Here is a 14,153-nt window from a genome sequence, read left to right on the forward strand (position 1 = left end):
GCGGCAAGCCGCGCCGTTGCATCACGAGAACGCACCGTGCCTATTGCGGTATCCGGTGCTCATATTCCTCTTTCAGACCCAGCCATGTTTCCCAGAAGGGTCCCGGTTCCTCCTCCTGAAGGCGGGCAGCGAGAACATCAAGGTGCACGTGCCAACCGGCGCTGACATTGAGCCTTGTGGTGCGATCCGCCAGCCGGCGATGGATCAGCGTCAGGAGCACGTCCTTACCAAGAGCCTGGAGTTCGATGGAAACCTCGGCACCCTCGCCCCATGTGAAGACAAGGCGGTGCGGCGGAACAACCGTAATGATGCGGGAAGCCATTCTGTGCTCTTCGGAAAAGCCCTCAGGGCGGCGTCCGGGTGGATTGGAAAGTTCATCATTCCGCCACACCAGCTCGAATGGTGCGCCGGCGGCAAGCCGCATCTCGCCGGAAGCCAGCCAGCGACGGCGAAGGTCGCTTTCCGTCAGATAGGCCCATACCCGTTCGACCGGCCCCGGCAGCAGCCGCTCGATTTTCAGGGTCGTCGGTTCAACGAGGCGACCATAGGTGTCAGGCATTGCAATATCAGCCATTGTCATTTCCTCCATCTGCAGGGGTTTTTCCCTGATCTTCCTCCCTGAGCATCTGCTCAAGAATATCGAGGCGGCTGCCCCAGAACTGCCGGTAGAAATCCAGCCATTCATGCGCTTCTTCCAGCCGTTCCGGCGCAAGGCGGCAGACATGGATACGCCCCCTCACCTCGCGGCGGATGAGCCCCGCATTTTCCAGCGCCTTGATGTGCTTTGAAGCCGCAGCGAGCGAGATGTCGAACGGCTGAGCTAACTGTGTCACCGTTCGCTCACCGCGGGAAAGATCTCGCAGCATCGTGCGTCGCGTGGCGTCGCCCAAGGCATGAAAGACAGTGTCTAGATGTGAAGCGGATAATTCAACCATGTTGTTGAATATAGACGAGAGCCACAGAAAGTCAACAACATGGTTGAATATTGAGCCGCACGAAGGTTATAAAAAAAACCGCGGCGAATGCCGCGGTCTAAGGTGATGAAAAATCTTGATATTTAGTTGACGTCATCCTTGGGCTCGGGACAAGGATTCAATCACGTCCAACAAAACTGAGATCTCGCAGATGCTCGGGACAAGCCCGAGCATGACGAAGAGAGCGTTCAAAACATTTACAAGTCCAGCCGCCGCAAACCGCAATTCGCACCGAAGGGAACTTGCTCCGCACTCGGAGAAATTACATCCCCTGCGACCCACGGTTCATCGCGGCAATGCCCGTGCGGCAGATTTCGATCAGGCCGAGCGGCTTGATTATCGCCACGAACTGGTCGATTTTCGACGACTTGCCGGTGATTTCGAAAATGAAATGTTCCACCGTCGCATCCACGACCTTGGCCTGAAACGCATCGGCAAGCCGCAACGCCTCGGCACGGACTTCACCGGTGCCGGCAACCTTGATCAGCGCCACTTCCCGCTCGATCGGCCGCTCCTGCCCCAGTTCGCGGGCGCGAACGGTCAGGTCGAGAACCCGGTGCACCGGCACGATCCGTTCCAGCTGCGCCTTGATCTGCTCCAGCACGATGGGCGTGCCGCGCGTCACGATGGTGATGCGCGACAGATGCGCCTCATGTTCGGTTTCCGAAACCGTCAGGCTTTCAATGTTGTAGCCACGGCCGGAAAAGAGGCCGATGACCCGGGCCAGCACGCCGGGCTCGTTGTTGACGAGAACCGACAGCGTGTGGTTTTCGACGGCAGCCGTTTCCTTCTGAATGAAGTAGGCGGAGCCGGTGGGTTGTAGGTGTGCGTTCATGTCCTTTTCCTCTCCCGGCTCAGACTAGCTGACGGCCCTTGGCGTCAATGGCGTTGGCAACTGCTTCATCCGTCGCCTCATCCGGCAACAGCATCTCGTTATGAGCCTTACCAGACGGAATCATCGGGAAGCAATTGGCGAGATTGGCAACGCGGCAATCGAAAATGACCGGCTTCTTGACTGCGATCATCTCGGCAATCTTGTCATCTAATTCCTTCGGGTCGTCGCAATACATGCCAACCGCGCCATAGGCTTCGGCCAGCTTCACGAAATCGGGCATGGCTTCCGTATAGGAGTTGGACAGGCGGTTGCCGTGCAGCAGCTGCTGCCACTGGCGCACCATGCCCATATACTGGTTGTTGAGGATGAAGATCTTCACCGGCAGGCCGTACTGAATGGCGCAGGACATTTCCTGAATGCACATCTGGATCGAGGCGTCACCGGCAATGTCGATAACCAGCGCTTCGGGGTGCGCGACCTGAACGCCGATGGCAGCAGGCAGGCCATAACCCATGGTGCCGAGACCGCCCGAGGTCATCCAGTGGTTCGGCTCCTCGAAGCCAAAAAACTGCGCCGCCCACATCTGGTGCTGACCGACTTCCGTGGTGATGTAGGTGTCACGCCCCTTCGATGCCTCATAAAGCCGCTGCAGTGCATATTGCGGCATGATGACATCGTTGGAATTCTTGTAGGCGAAGGAGTTGCGGGCACGCCAGCGCTCGATCTGTGACCACCACTCTGCAGTCTGCGCCTTCTCCGGCTTCTTCGGCAAAGCGCGCCACAGGCGAACCATGTCTTCTAGGACATGGCTGACATCACCAATGATCGGAACGTCGACGCGAACCGTCTTGTTGATCGAGGAGGGATCGATATCGATATGGATCTTCTTCGAATTCGGCGAGAAAGCGTTGATGCGGCCGGTAATACGGTCGTCGAAACGCGCGCCGACGCAGACGAGAACGTCGCAATCATGCATCGTCATGTTGGCTTCGTAGGAACCGTGCATGCCCAGCATGCCGAGCCAGTTCTTGCCGGACGCCGGATAGGCGCCGAGACCCATCAATGTCGACGTGATCGGGAAGCCGGTCAGCTCGACCAGTTCACGCAGCAACCGGGTTGCTTCCGGGCCGGAATTGATGACGCCGCCGCCGGTGTAGAAAACCGGCTTTTTCGCCTTCGACATCAGTTCGATGGCGGCATGGATGGCATTAAGGTCGCCCTGAACCTTCGGCTTGTAGCTCTTCTGCTGGACGGCAGCCGAAGGCGGCGTGTAGGTGCCGGTGGCGAACTGGATGTCCTTCGGGATATCGACAACGACAGGACCCGGGCGGCCGGTCTGCGCAATGCGGAAAGCCTCATGGATGATACCAGCCAGTTCGTTGACGTCCTTCACCAGCCAGTTGTGCTTGGTGCAGGGGCGCGTGATGCCAACAGTATCGCATTCCTGGAACGCGTCCGAGCCGATCAGCGTGGTCGGAACCTGGCCGGACAGGCAGACGAGCGGAATGGAATCCATCAGCGCATCCTGCAGGGGAGTAACTGCATTGGTCGCGCCGGGACCTGAGGTGACGAGCATGACACCGACCTTGCCGGTGGAGCGGGCATAACCTTCAGCCGCATGGCCAGCGCCCTGCTCATGGCGCACGAGAATATGCTGGATGTCTTCCTGCTGGAAAATCTCGTCATAGATCGGAAGTACGGCGCCGCCGGGATAACCGAAGATGTGCTCGACGCCGTTGTCCTTCAGCGCCCGCAAAACGATCTCCGCACCTGTCATGCGATTGCTGTTGTCCGTATTGTCCTTATCCGTCATTGCCTGTTTCCATCCCGCTTTGGCTTTGGATATCGAGGAGCCCGAGGGCCTGTTTGAAGACATAAAAAAAGGCCCCTAGAGGAGCCTCGTTCAGCGCATGGGTGCTTTCGCCGGATGGTTACACCATCCTGCCCATGCGCCGTCCCACCACGATAAGTACGTTAAGATTTTTCATGGGCCGGAGTGTTAGCCACAAAAGCCCCAGCCGTCAACGCATATTGCATGAAAAAATCACCGTCGCCTTCTTTTATTGCCGGAAAGCGCGGCTGCGCGAAATTTTCGAACACAAGCGATACACCTGTTGTTAAGCATAATCTTTTATACCGGGAAGGCAGATGCTGCCGGAACCACCGCGATCATCCGCATGTACCGGGAAAAAATGTGAGTAACGACACGTTTCATAACGCGTCCCGCATGGGCGAAAACGAACGGCGATCCGGCGAGCAGCCGGCGAACCGCATGCTCGGCCGTGTCATCGCCTGCGACGGCGCACGCGCCACCATTGTTGCGGAAACCGAACCGGGCACCACAGACGTATCGCAGCTCTGGTCCGTCGGACGCCTGATCTCCATTGAAATGGGCACGAGCCGCGTCGCCGCGCTTGTCTTTGCCATGCGGACCGGCGAAGAATACTGGGCGCCAGACAAGCCGAACAGGCTGCTGATCGACGTTGAACTCGTGGGCGAGGTTTATCGCACCGAAGATGGCAGCGAACGCTTTTCCACCGGCATCTCCCGTTATCCCTATCTCGGCGCGGTCGCGCATCGTATCCGTGCGAGCGACCTCTCCAGGATTTACGACGGCGGCAAGCGCGACGCCTGCGTCATCGGCAAGCTGACGCAGGACGATACGATCAATGCCGCCATCAATATTCCGCAGATGCTGGCCAAACATTTCGCCGTTGTCGGTTCGACCGGTGTGGGCAAGACCACTGCGGTCTCCCTGCTTTTGAACAAGGCAATCGAGACCGACCCGAAACTGCGTGTCCTCATTCTTGATCCGCACAACGAATTCGCCGCCGCCTTCCCAGATCATTCCGTCGTCATCGACACCGATACGCTGGACCTTCCCTTCTGGTTGATGCGCCTTGAGGAGTTCGCGGAGGTTGTGTTCCGCGGCCGCAAACCCGTGCCGGAGGAAATGGATGTTCTGCGGGATCTGATTCCCGAGGCGAAAAAAGCGTTTCGCGGAACCGAAGGTTCGGCCGTTCGCCGCACCTCCGACAAGAGCGCGATCACACCGGACACGCCGGTTCCCTACCGCATCGCCGATCTTCTCGCCCTCATCGACGAGCGCATCGGGCGGCTGGAGGGGCGTGGCGAAAAACCGGCGCTGCGCACGCTGAAAGGCCGCATTCTTTCGGCCATCAACGACACGCGTTATAATTTCATGTTCTCCAGCAATACGATCAGCGACACGATTCTGGAAACGGTGGCGCATATTTTCCGCATTCCCGGGGAAGGCAAACCGATTTCGGTATTCCAACTGTCGGGCATCCCGTCCGAAGTGGTAAACTCGGTGGTTTCCGTTCTTTGCCGTATGTCCTTCGAACTGGCGGTGCTGGCGCGCGGTTCGCTGCATATGCTCGTGGTGTGCGAGGAAGCGCACCGTTATGTTCCCGCCGACCCCGAGCGCGGCTTTTTCCCCACCCGGCAATCCATCGCCCAGATTGCCAAGGAAGGCCGGAAATACGGCATTTCGCTGGGGATCATCACCCAGAGACCCAGTGAGCTGGATCAGACAATCCTGTCGCAATGTTCGACTGTTTTCGCCATGCGGCTGTCGAACGAGATCGACCAGAAGATCATTCTCTCGGCTGTGCCGAACGCATCGGCCTCAACCACAAGCTTTCTTTCCTCCATCGGCAATGGCGAAGCCATCGCCTTCGGCGAGGCAGTCGGGGTGCCAATGCGCATGCGTTTCGACCGGGTGCCCACCATCAAATTGCCCAAGGCGAGCGGCACGATCAGCCACGCCAGCCAGGAAACGCCCGATACCGTTGACCTGAACGCCATCGTCACCCGCATGCGCGCCGCAAGCAGGCCGGTTATCACAGGCTTTCAGCAGAGCGTGGAAGCGGCCTTTTCCGATCCGGCGGAACCGACCGCGCGGCCTCTCGACGCGGCCGATATCGATCCCTGGAAGCGGGAGCTGGGGGCGGCCGTAAGCGAGGAATACGAACCCTACCGCCCGGACATGCTACCTGGGCGCGCCCTGCCTGCATCACAAAATCCGGTAGGCACCGACACCGCCTCCAGCGCCGTCAACGAGTTGCGCAAAGCCGGTTTCCAGATGCAGGCGCAGAATGGTCCCCAGGGTGATACACGCCCGTCGCTGCGTGAAAGCCTGCTCAAGAAACCGCTCGGCAGTCTCTACAGGAAAGATTGAGTTCCTTCACGGCTGAATACGCATCCAGTCTTCATCCATCTGGTTGCGGAACCATGTCATCTGCCGTTTGGCATATTGTCGGGTTGCAGCGGCCGATCTTTCAACTACATCCGCCGTGCTCATGCGCCCGGCCAGCATTTCAGCAATCTGGGCAACGCCAATCGCCTTCATGACGGTGGCATCGGCCGGAAGATCGAGGGCGAGAAGCGCCTGCACCTCCTCCACCGCACCGCTATGCATCATGGCTTCGAAACGCCGGTTGATACGCGCATGCAATACCGGCCTCTCCGGCAGGACCACGAGTTTTTGCGCCCGGTCCGGATCAACGATCATCTGGCCACGGGCAAGCTGAAAATCCCTGATGGACTTCCCGGTCGCTTCAAGCACCTCCAGCGCGCGGACAATACGCTGGCCGTCTCCCGGCTGGAGCATGTCGGCCATGACGGGATCGCGCCGGGCAAGCTCGGCGTAAAGGATGGCTGCGCCTTCTTCGATCAACCGGGCCCGCATCGGCTCACGGATCGTGTCCGGAATGGCAGGCATGTCGGAAAGCCCGCCTGTCAGCGCCTTGAAATAAAGCCCCGTGCCGCCGACGATGACGGGGAAACGCCCCTGCCCGCGCAGATCGGCAAGCACAGTGGAGATGTCCCGCAGCCATTCGCCCGTGGAGTAGAGGCTGCTCGCCGGCACGTGACCGTAGAGGAGATGCGGCACCCCCTCCATCTCGTCTTCGGACGGTCGGGCGGTCAACACGCGCAGCGTGTCGTAAACCTGCATGCTGTCGGCATTGATGACGACACCGTCCCGCTCCGCAGCCAGACGAAGCGCAAGCGCGGACTTGCCGCTAGCCGTCGGGCCGGTTATCAGGATCGCATCAAAATTCTCATCAAGGTTTTTCATCATGGCTCTGGTTGCCACGCTTATCGCCAATCCGTCAAATCCTGTTCTGACACCGGCCCTCGGCGAAGCGGCCGCGAAGGCCGTGAACGCATCGGGCCTCTACTGGCTGGCGGACGGGATTGCCTGCGATATCGCACTGCCCTCCGGCACCGCAATAGAGCAGGCACACAGGGCTATCGCTGACACCCTCGCCGGCCAGCCGATCGATATCGTAATCCAGGAGCAGGACCAGCGTCGCAAGAAACTCCTGATCGCAGACATGGATTCGACCATGATCGGTCAGGAATGCATCGATGAGCTGGCAGCTGAAGTCGGGCTGAAGGACAAGGTCTCAGCCATCACCGCACGCGCCATGAACGGCGAAATCGCCTTTGAACCGGCACTGCGGGAGCGCGTCGCGTTGCTGAAAGGACTGCCGGTTGCTGTCATCGATGAGGTCATCGAAAAGCGCATCACGCTGACCCCGGGTGGCAAGGAACTCATCGCCACCATGAAGGCGAAAGGCTATTACACGGCCCTCGTGTCAGGCGGTTTCACCGTCTTCACCAGCCGTGTCGCCGCGGTGCTCGGTTTTGACGAGAACCGCGCCAATCTGCTTGGTGAGGCAAATGGCGAGCTTGATGGCACCGTTGCCGAACCCATCCTCGGAAAACAGGCCAAGGAGGATGCGTTGAATGATATTGCTGCCAAACTCGGCATTTCTCCAGATGAGGCGATGGCGGTTGGCGATGGAGCCAATGATCTGGGCATGCTGCATGTGGCGGGCGCGGGCGTGGCCCTGCACGCCAAGCCGGCCGTGGCGGCCGAAGCGCAGATGCGCATCGACCATGGCGACCTGACGGCGCTTCTTTATATTCAGGGTTATCGAAAGACGGACTTTGTCACCCCATGATCATTCGCGAGACCCCAAGACTTATTCTGCGGGAGTGGAAGGAGAGCGACCGAGACCTTTTCCGTGAAATCAATGCCGACGAGAAGGTCATGGAATTTTTCCCCTTCCGCCGCAGCCATCAGGAAGCGGACGCGGTTCTCGAAACCATCAATGGCATGATCCGCGGTAGTGGTTATGGCTTCTATGCGATGGAGCAGCGGGAAACAGGCGAATCCATGGGATTTTGCGGTATTTCGCCCGTCCTTAATCTCGACCCGCCCTTCCCGGTCGGCACCATGGAGATCGGCTGGCGGCTCGCCACCCGTTTCTGGGGACATGGCTATGTCACCGAAGCGGCGCAGTCGCTGCTCGTGATGGCCTTTGACGAAAAGGAGACGCCGGAAATCGTCTCCTTCGCTGTCTGGAACAACCACCGTTCGACCGCCGTGATGGAGCGAATCGGGCTGAAACGTGATCCCTCGCGGGATTTCGACCATCCCCGCGTGCCCGCAGAGACGCATCCCCATCTGCGTCCGCACGTCACCTATGCGCTGACGCTGGAGCAATGGCGGGCGCGTTGACGTCGTGACCCGCCGGTCCGGAATTATTTCACCGCGGCGTTGCCACCATCGGCAAAAAGCGCCGCGCCAGCGACAAAACTCGCCATCGGGCTGGCGAGGAAAAGCGCTGCCTGCGCTATTTCCTCGGGCTGGGCGATGCGTTTCATCGCATGCAGGCCGTCGGCCCAGTCCTTTTGTGCCTGATCCCCTGCCATCGGCGTGTTCACACCCCCGGGCAACAACGCATTGGCGCGAACGCCGCTGGCGGCATAATCGGCTGTAATACCCTTCACCAGCCCCATCAGCGCGGCCTTCGCAGCGCCATAAGCCGACATGCCCGGTATGCCGACACTGGTGCCGACGAAGCTTGAGGTAAAGACGATAGAACCGCCGCCGCGCCTCAGCATCAGCGGAATCTGACAGCGCGCGCCAAGAAAGGCGGAAGTCAGGTTGACGTTAAGCACGTAATCCCATTCGTCAGGCGAAATCTCCGCCAGCGGCTTGGCGGCACCCACGCCGCCCGCATTGTTGACGGCGATATCGAGACCACCAAAAACGTCGGTGGCCGCCTCGGCCAAACGGGAATGGGTTTCCGCAACGCCAGCGTCGCCGGCAACCGTGTGCACATGTCCGCCCGCCTCACGAATCTCGGCGGCAACCTCGTCCAGCGCCTTTTCGCCGCGCGCATTGATGACGACGGCGGCGCCATGAGCGGCAAACAGGCGCGCCGTTGCGCGGCCGATGCCGGATGACGCGCCGATGATGATGGCGACTTTGTTTTCAAGTAATTTCATAGCCTTGGTCTCCGTTCGGTGGAGGCCAAGGCTTAAAGAGCCGGCAGCATCGGAACCACCCGATTCCTGCCCGACCGTGCGGAAAGCGTTATTCCAGCGGCAGCGCCACCACGCGCAGATTGCCCTGCGCATCGGCCACCATCATGTGGGCGTTCTTCCGGCCTTCCGATTTCAGACCATTCACCCGCACCAGCACGTCGCCGGGAACCTCCATGAAGTCCTGTCCGACTTCCACAATCACATCGCCTGCCTTCATGCCCTTCTGTTCTGCAGGCGAACCCGGATCGACACTTGCGACCAGCACGCCTTCAACGCTCTCGGCAATGCCCTTTTCCGTCCGCAACTCATTGCTGAGCACAACGAGATTCATGCCAAGCACGCTCTGCGGCGCTTCACGCACCTCCGGAGTCTGATCCTGGGCCTGATCGTCGCCGCCATCATTGTCTTCCGGCGCGATCACATCGCTGTCGCCGTCGTCAGTCTGCTGGTCGTCAGTCGAAGCCTTCTCATCCGTGGTATCCTGCAGCTGGCCCAGCTTGACCTTGACGGTCTCTTCCTTTCCGTCGCGCAGGATGACGACATCGACTTCCTTGCCGACCGGGCTTTCCGCCACGATCCGCAGAAGGTCGCGCATCTCGTGAATATCCTTGCCATCGAATTTCAGCACGACGTCGCCAGCCTGGATCGGACCGTTTTCCACCGGGCCGCCCTTGGCGACCCCGGAAATCAGCGCGCCCTTGGCGCTGTCCATGCCGAGGCTCGCGGCCACATCGTCCGTGACCGGCTGGACGCGAACACCCAGCCAGCCGCGGCGGGTCTCTCCGAATTCGATCAGTTGCTGAACGATGTTCTGTGCAAGCTCCGTCGGCACGGCGAAACCGATACCGATCGAACCGCCGCTCGGCGAAATGATCGCCGTATTGATGCCAATCACCTCGCCCTTCATGTTGAAGAGCGGTCCACCGGAGTTACCCTTGTTGATGGCCGCATCCGTCTGGATGAAATTGTCATAAGGGCCGGCATTGATATTGCGGCCGCGCGCTGAAATGACGCCAACGGTCAGCGATCCGCCAAGCCCGAAGGGGTTACCGACCGCCATTACCCAGTCGCCAATGCGCATGCTGCGCGAATCGCCAAATTTGACCGCCTTCAGCGGCGTTTTTGGCTCCACCTTCAGAACGGAAAGATCGGTCTTGGTATCGGTGCCGACAAGCGTCGCCTTGAGCTTCGAGCCATTCGGGAAAATCACCTCGATGGCATCGGCACCCTCGATGACGTGGTTGTTGGTGACGACATAACCGGCGGGATCGATCACAAAACCGGACCCGAGGGAATTGACCTTTTCACCGCCTTCCGGCTTCTGGCTGTCGAAATAATCCTTGAAGAACTCTTGGAAGGGCGAACCTTCCGGCAGACGTGGCGGAACCGGCCCCTTGCCATCTGTCTTGACGTTCTGCGACGTGGAAATATTCACCACCGCATCCAGCAGCGGCTCGGCAAGATCGGCAACAGATTCCGGCCCGTGGCTTTGCGCGCCCGCCGGAAGCGGCGCCGCAAAGCTGCCCGCAACAAGCGCTATTACCGCGACTGCGGAAATGCTGCTGCGAAAAGGCGAAAGAAGGGTCACGGCCATATGCGTCCTCGCGTTTCAAATCGTCTTGCCCTGCATATATCGTCAAAGCATAAGGCGGAATGATGAAGTGTAAAAATACCTTTTCGTGAACAGGCAATCGATTCCGCCACCTCATCGCGTCTCAAAGCCGTACAGAAAAGCGAGGACGAGGCAAACACCTATTGTCAATAGTAATGGTTTCCAGAAAAAAACGCAGAGGGCACACGGCGGTCATCGAGCGGGCCGCGTCGTCCGGCTGAACATTAGCCCAATAACTCCGCTGACGAAAACAAGGCAGTAGCCCGACCACAAAAGCAAAACGGGCTGTTCCGAGAAAAATAGGTAGCCGAACAACAAACTCCACAGAAGTTGGGTATATTGAAGTGGCGCGACGATGGACGATTGAGCCATGCGGATCGAAAGCGTGAGGCACAATCTCCCGATTGCCAGCAATGCACCTGCCCCAATGTAAAAGAGCCACTCAATCGGCGTTGGCGGAGTATAGCTTTCCGGGAGAAGGACACCGGTGATGAGAACCAGAATAATGACGGGCAGCATGGTATCCGCCAATGGAGTCGATTGGGCCCTCCATCGTCTCACCATGATGGTCGATGCCGACTGCGCAAAAGCGGCAGCAAAGGCGAGGGCAACGGCTAGGCTGTCTATTATGCCGCTCGGCTGCAGAACGACCAATACGCCGGCAAGGCCTAGAAGGGCGGACAGCCACTGAAGCCCGACAGGACGTTCGTTCAAAAACACCAGAGCCAAAAATATCGTGATGATCGGGCTCGTGAAGCGAATCGAATAAACATTGGCGATTGGCATACGAGAGATCGCATACAACGTCAGCCATATCATGGCGACGGACATGAGTCCCCGAGCAGAGACCACCGCCCATCCCTTAACCGAATTAATTTTGAATCCACCCAACGGCTTGGCAAGCAACAAACCGAAAAAGATCGCGAAAATTCCGGAGAAAAAGAGGACTTGAGGAAGAGAGTGCAAGCCGCTGAGAATTTTTGAAACAGCGTCCATCAATGAAAATGATGCAAATCCTACTATGGCGAAAGTAAAAGCAGCTTTGTAATTGTCTCTGTCGTGGCCAGGCGTAGGCGACATCTTCCGGTTTCCATATGATGAAAGACAGAAGATTATTGCCGCTGACCCACAATTTTATGAATTTCAGAGCGCAACACCTCAAAAAGAAAGGGCCGGTAAAAACCGGCCCCTCCAAATTCATTTTATCCGCCATCAGTTCGCCGGCGCCGGTGCGGGCGCGGCCGGAGAGGCAGGTGCCGCACCGTCGATATTGTTGAAATAACGGAAGAAGGTCGAGTCCGGCGACAGAACCAGCGTCGTGCCATTGCCGTTCAGTGCGTTGGCATAGGCCGACATGGAACGATAGAACTCGAAGAAGTTCGGATCGCGCTGGAAAGCCTCGCCGAACACCTTGTTACGCTCCGCATCGCCTTCACCGCGCAGAACTTCGGACTGGCGGCGAGCGTCGGATTCCAGTTCCACAACCTGACGGTCGGCGATAGCGCGGCGGCGTTGCGCTTCTTCGTTACCACGGGCGCGGATCAGTTCGGCTTCCGCCAGACGCTCCGACTTCATGCGTTCGAAGGTCTGCTGGGAGACTTCCTGCGTCAGGTCGGTACGGCGGATGCGGACATCGACGATGCTGATGCCGAGCGATTCCGCATCGGGACGCAGATCGTCACGCACTTCCTGCATCATCGACGCACGTGCGTCGGACAGCGCCGATTCGAAGCCGCGCAGACCGTAAACCCGGCGCAGCGATGCGTCGAGACGGGTGCGCAGGCGCGATTCAGCCGACATCTGGTCACCGGAGACCGTCTGCCGGAAGCGGCGCGCATCCGTAATACGGTAGACCACGAAGGCATCGACCTCGTAGAACTTGCCGCCGGAAACCTGAACACGGATATTATCGTGGTCAAAACGCAAGGCGCGGTTCTCGATATATTGCACGCGGTCAGCATCCATGAAGGCGAAGGGCAGCTTGAAATAGAGGCCCGGCGCTGTTTTCACGTCCTGGATTTCACCGAAGCGGACGACGATGGCCTGCTGGCGCTCGTTGACCACGAAGATCGACGAATAACCGAGAAAAAGCAGGACGGCGAGACCGACGAGAACGGCTGTAAGACGGTTACCCATATCAGTTGCCTCCCTGCGGTGCTGCGCCCGGATTGTTGCGCATGATCTCGTTCAGAGGCAGATAAGGCACCACGCCCTGTTTTTCATCGATGATGATCTTGTTGGATCCCTTCAGGACCTGTTCCATCGTTTCCAGGAACATGCGCTGACGGGTCACGTCAGGCGCGGTGCGATACTGGTCATAGATGGAGACAAAGCGCTGCGCCTCACCCTGCGCCTCGTTGACGACGCGCGACTTGTAGGCGTTCGCCTCTTCGAGGATCTGCGCAGCCTGACCGCGAGCGGCGCCGAGCTTCTGGTTGGCGTATTGATTGGCTTCCTGAACGAAGCGGTCTTCGTCCTGCTCGGCACGCTGCACTTCATCAAACGCGTCGGCCACTTCACGCGGCGGCGCCGCATCTTCGATGGCCACGGCATTGATGGAAATGCCGGCGCCATAACCGTCCATGGTGGACTGGATGATGGTGCGCACATCCGCCGCAATTGCCTGACGGTTATCGCGGAAGATATCCTGCGCCGGACGACGGCCGACGACTTCGCGCATGGCGCTTTCGGAAACTTGCTGCAGCGTCTCGGCCGGGCTGTCGACGTTGAAGAGATAGGATTTCGGATCGGAAACCGTATAGAGCACCGAGAACTGAACGTTCACGATGTTCTGGTCGCCGGTGAGCATCACGCCGCTCGACGAGGACGACGAGGCCCGCGAACCGATATTCTGCTGCTGCTCGGTGACCTTGACGATTTCAACCGTCTCGATCGGCCACAGATGGAAATGCAGACCGGGCATCGAGATTTCGTCCTTCGGACGGCCGAAACGCAGCTCCACCCCGCGCTCGTCCGGCTGGACGGTGTAGATGGACTGGATGCCGAGGAAAACCAGCACGACGAGAACCACGATGGCAACTGCGCCGCCATTGAAACCGCCGGGCAGCACATTTTTGAAACGGTCCTGGCTGCGCCGGATGATCTCTTCCAGATCGGGCGGACCGCCATTGCCGCCGCCACCGCCGCGAGGCCGGTTAGGCCCCTGCCCCCACGGGCCGCCACCGCCGCCCTGGTTGTTTCCTCCACCGCCGCCGCCCCATGGGCCGCCGCCGCCATTCTGATTGCTCCAGGGCATCAATACCTCTTTATAAAAGCCTCTCCCGGTTCCGTTCGAAAGCGATTGCTCGCGTGCGGCGGGAATATCGACCCGTTATAGGAAGGAGAAGCGTTCGTTTCAACGCAGAGG

At 59.1% G+C, this 14,153-nt stretch carries 13 protein-coding genes; 3 read left to right on the forward strand and 10 right to left on the reverse strand.

What is annotated here, in order from left to right:
* Nucleotides 1-40 precede the first annotated feature (40 nt).
* From QE453_RS18555 to QE453_RS18570, 4 genes are all read right to left on the reverse strand, one after another.
* Nucleotides 41-574 carry an SRPBCC family protein gene (locus QE453_RS18555; RefSeq protein ID WP_035209722.1) on the reverse strand — a complete coding sequence of 178 codons (534 nt, stop codon included), beginning with the start codon at nucleotides 572-574 and terminating at the stop codon, nucleotides 41-43.
* Complete coding sequence (locus tag QE453_RS18560; protein ID WP_006697797.1) at nucleotides 567-935, reverse strand: helix-turn-helix transcriptional regulator; 369 nt, start codon at nucleotides 933-935, stop codon at nucleotides 567-569. Before QE453_RS18560 ends, QE453_RS18555 begins: the two co-directional genes overlap by 8 nt.
* A 301-nt stretch (nucleotides 936-1,236) precedes the next feature.
* Nucleotides 1,237-1,809 (reverse strand): acetolactate synthase small subunit, encoded by a 573-nt coding sequence (ilvN, locus tag QE453_RS18565; RefSeq protein WP_004442728.1) that lies wholly within the window; start codon nucleotides 1,807-1,809, stop codon nucleotides 1,237-1,239.
* Between the two features lie 19 nt (nucleotides 1,810-1,828).
* Entirely contained in the window at nucleotides 1,829-3,622 is a 1,794-nt protein-coding gene (locus QE453_RS18570; RefSeq protein WP_309777641.1) for an acetolactate synthase 3 large subunit, read from the reverse strand.
* Nucleotides 3,623-4,003: 381 nt separating this feature from the next.
* Between QE453_RS18570 and QE453_RS18575 the strand changes: the two genes are divergently transcribed.
* Nucleotides 4,004-6,010: an ATP-binding protein gene (locus QE453_RS18575; protein WP_022556567.1), complete on the forward strand. Its 2,007-nt coding sequence runs from the start codon at nucleotides 4,004-4,006 to the stop codon at nucleotides 6,008-6,010.
* 6 nt (nucleotides 6,011-6,016) lie between these two features.
* On the opposite strand, the gene miaA is transcribed toward QE453_RS18575, so the two are convergent.
* Nucleotides 6,017-6,913, reverse strand: a complete 897-nt coding sequence (gene miaA / locus QE453_RS18580; protein WP_282455971.1) for a tRNA (adenosine(37)-N6)-dimethylallyltransferase MiaA — start codon at nucleotides 6,911-6,913, stop codon at nucleotides 6,017-6,019.
* Here miaA and serB point away from each other — a divergent pair.
* Both serB and QE453_RS18590 read left to right on the forward strand, forming a co-directional pair.
* Complete coding sequence (gene serB / locus QE453_RS18585) at nucleotides 6,912-7,802, forward strand: phosphoserine phosphatase SerB (protein ID WP_309777643.1); 891 nt, start codon at nucleotides 6,912-6,914, stop codon at nucleotides 7,800-7,802. The genes miaA and serB overlap by 2 nt on opposite strands.
* The gene (locus tag QE453_RS18590; RefSeq protein ID WP_004442733.1) at nucleotides 7,799-8,362 is read left to right on the forward strand and encodes a GNAT family N-acetyltransferase; all 564 of its coding nucleotides are present in this window, start codon (nucleotides 7,799-7,801) and stop codon (nucleotides 8,360-8,362) included. Before serB ends, QE453_RS18590 begins: the two co-directional genes overlap by 4 nt.
* A gap of 23 nt (nucleotides 8,363-8,385) precedes the next feature.
* Here QE453_RS18590 and QE453_RS18595 read toward each other — a convergent pair whose 3' ends face one another.
* From QE453_RS18595 to hflK, 5 genes are all read right to left on the reverse strand, one after another.
* The gene (locus QE453_RS18595; protein ID WP_309777645.1) at nucleotides 8,386-9,135 is read right to left on the reverse strand and encodes an SDR family oxidoreductase; all 750 of its coding nucleotides are present in this window, start codon (nucleotides 9,133-9,135) and stop codon (nucleotides 8,386-8,388) included.
* A gap of 88 nt (nucleotides 9,136-9,223) precedes the next feature.
* Nucleotides 9,224-10,768 carry a Do family serine endopeptidase gene (locus tag QE453_RS18600; protein ID WP_309777647.1) on the reverse strand — a complete coding sequence of 515 codons (1,545 nt, stop codon included), beginning with the start codon at nucleotides 10,766-10,768 and terminating at the stop codon, nucleotides 9,224-9,226.
* 210 nt (nucleotides 10,769-10,978) lie between these two features.
* Complete coding sequence (locus QE453_RS18605; RefSeq protein WP_112635572.1) at nucleotides 10,979-11,866, reverse strand: DMT family transporter; 888 nt, start codon at nucleotides 11,864-11,866, stop codon at nucleotides 10,979-10,981.
* Nucleotides 11,867-11,998: 132 nt separating this feature from the next.
* Nucleotides 11,999-12,922, reverse strand: a complete 924-nt coding sequence (gene hflC / locus QE453_RS18610) for a protease modulator HflC (protein ID WP_004442736.1) — start codon at nucleotides 12,920-12,922, stop codon at nucleotides 11,999-12,001.
* Nucleotide 12,923: 1 nt separating this feature from the next.
* Complete coding sequence (gene hflK / locus QE453_RS18615; RefSeq protein ID WP_004442737.1) at nucleotides 12,924-14,042, reverse strand: FtsH protease activity modulator HflK; 1,119 nt, start codon at nucleotides 14,040-14,042, stop codon at nucleotides 12,924-12,926.
* Between the last annotated feature and the right edge of the window lie 111 nt (nucleotides 14,043-14,153).

This window comes from Agrobacterium sp. SORGH_AS_0440 (assembly GCF_031453135.1).
In the GTDB taxonomy this organism is placed as follows: Bacteria; Pseudomonadota; Alphaproteobacteria; order Rhizobiales; family Rhizobiaceae; genus Agrobacterium; species Agrobacterium pusense.

Excerpts from the sequence above, each read along its gene's own strand:
- miaA (WP_282455971.1), bottom strand. The coding sequence starts at position 6,913 with ATGATGAAAAACCTTGATGAGAATTTTGATGCGATCCTGATAACCGGC.
- QE453_RS18590 (WP_004442733.1), top strand. The coding sequence starts at position 7,799 with ATGATCATTCGCGAGACCCCAAGACTTATTCTGCGGGAGTGGAAGGAG.
- serB (WP_309777643.1), top strand. The coding sequence starts at position 6,912 with ATGGCTCTGGTTGCCACGCTTATCGCCAATCCGTCAAATCCTGTTCTG.
- QE453_RS18605 (WP_112635572.1), bottom strand. The coding sequence starts at position 11,866 with ATGTCGCCTACGCCTGGCCACGACAGAGACAATTACAAAGCTGCTTTT.
- QE453_RS18555 (WP_035209722.1), bottom strand. The coding sequence starts at position 574 with ATGGCTGATATTGCAATGCCTGACACCTATGGTCGCCTCGTTGAACCG.
- QE453_RS18560 (WP_006697797.1), bottom strand. The coding sequence starts at position 935 with ATGGTTGAATTATCCGCTTCACATCTAGACACTGTCTTTCATGCCTTG.
- QE453_RS18595 (WP_309777645.1), bottom strand. The coding sequence starts at position 9,135 with ATGAAATTACTTGAAAACAAAGTCGCCATCATCATCGGCGCGTCATCC.
- QE453_RS18600 (WP_309777647.1), bottom strand. The coding sequence starts at position 10,768 with ATGGCCGTGACCCTTCTTTCGCCTTTTCGCAGCAGCATTTCCGCAGTC.
- hflK (WP_004442737.1), bottom strand. The coding sequence starts at position 14,042 with ATGCCCTGGAGCAATCAGAATGGCGGCGGCGGCCCATGGGGCGGCGGC.
- hflC (WP_004442736.1), bottom strand. The coding sequence starts at position 12,922 with ATGGGTAACCGTCTTACAGCCGTTCTCGTCGGTCTCGCCGTCCTGCTT.
- ilvN (WP_004442728.1), bottom strand. The coding sequence starts at position 1,809 with ATGAACGCACACCTACAACCCACCGGCTCCGCCTACTTCATTCAGAAG.
- QE453_RS18570 (WP_309777641.1), bottom strand. The coding sequence starts at position 3,622 with ATGACGGATAAGGACAATACGGACAACAGCAATCGCATGACAGGTGCG.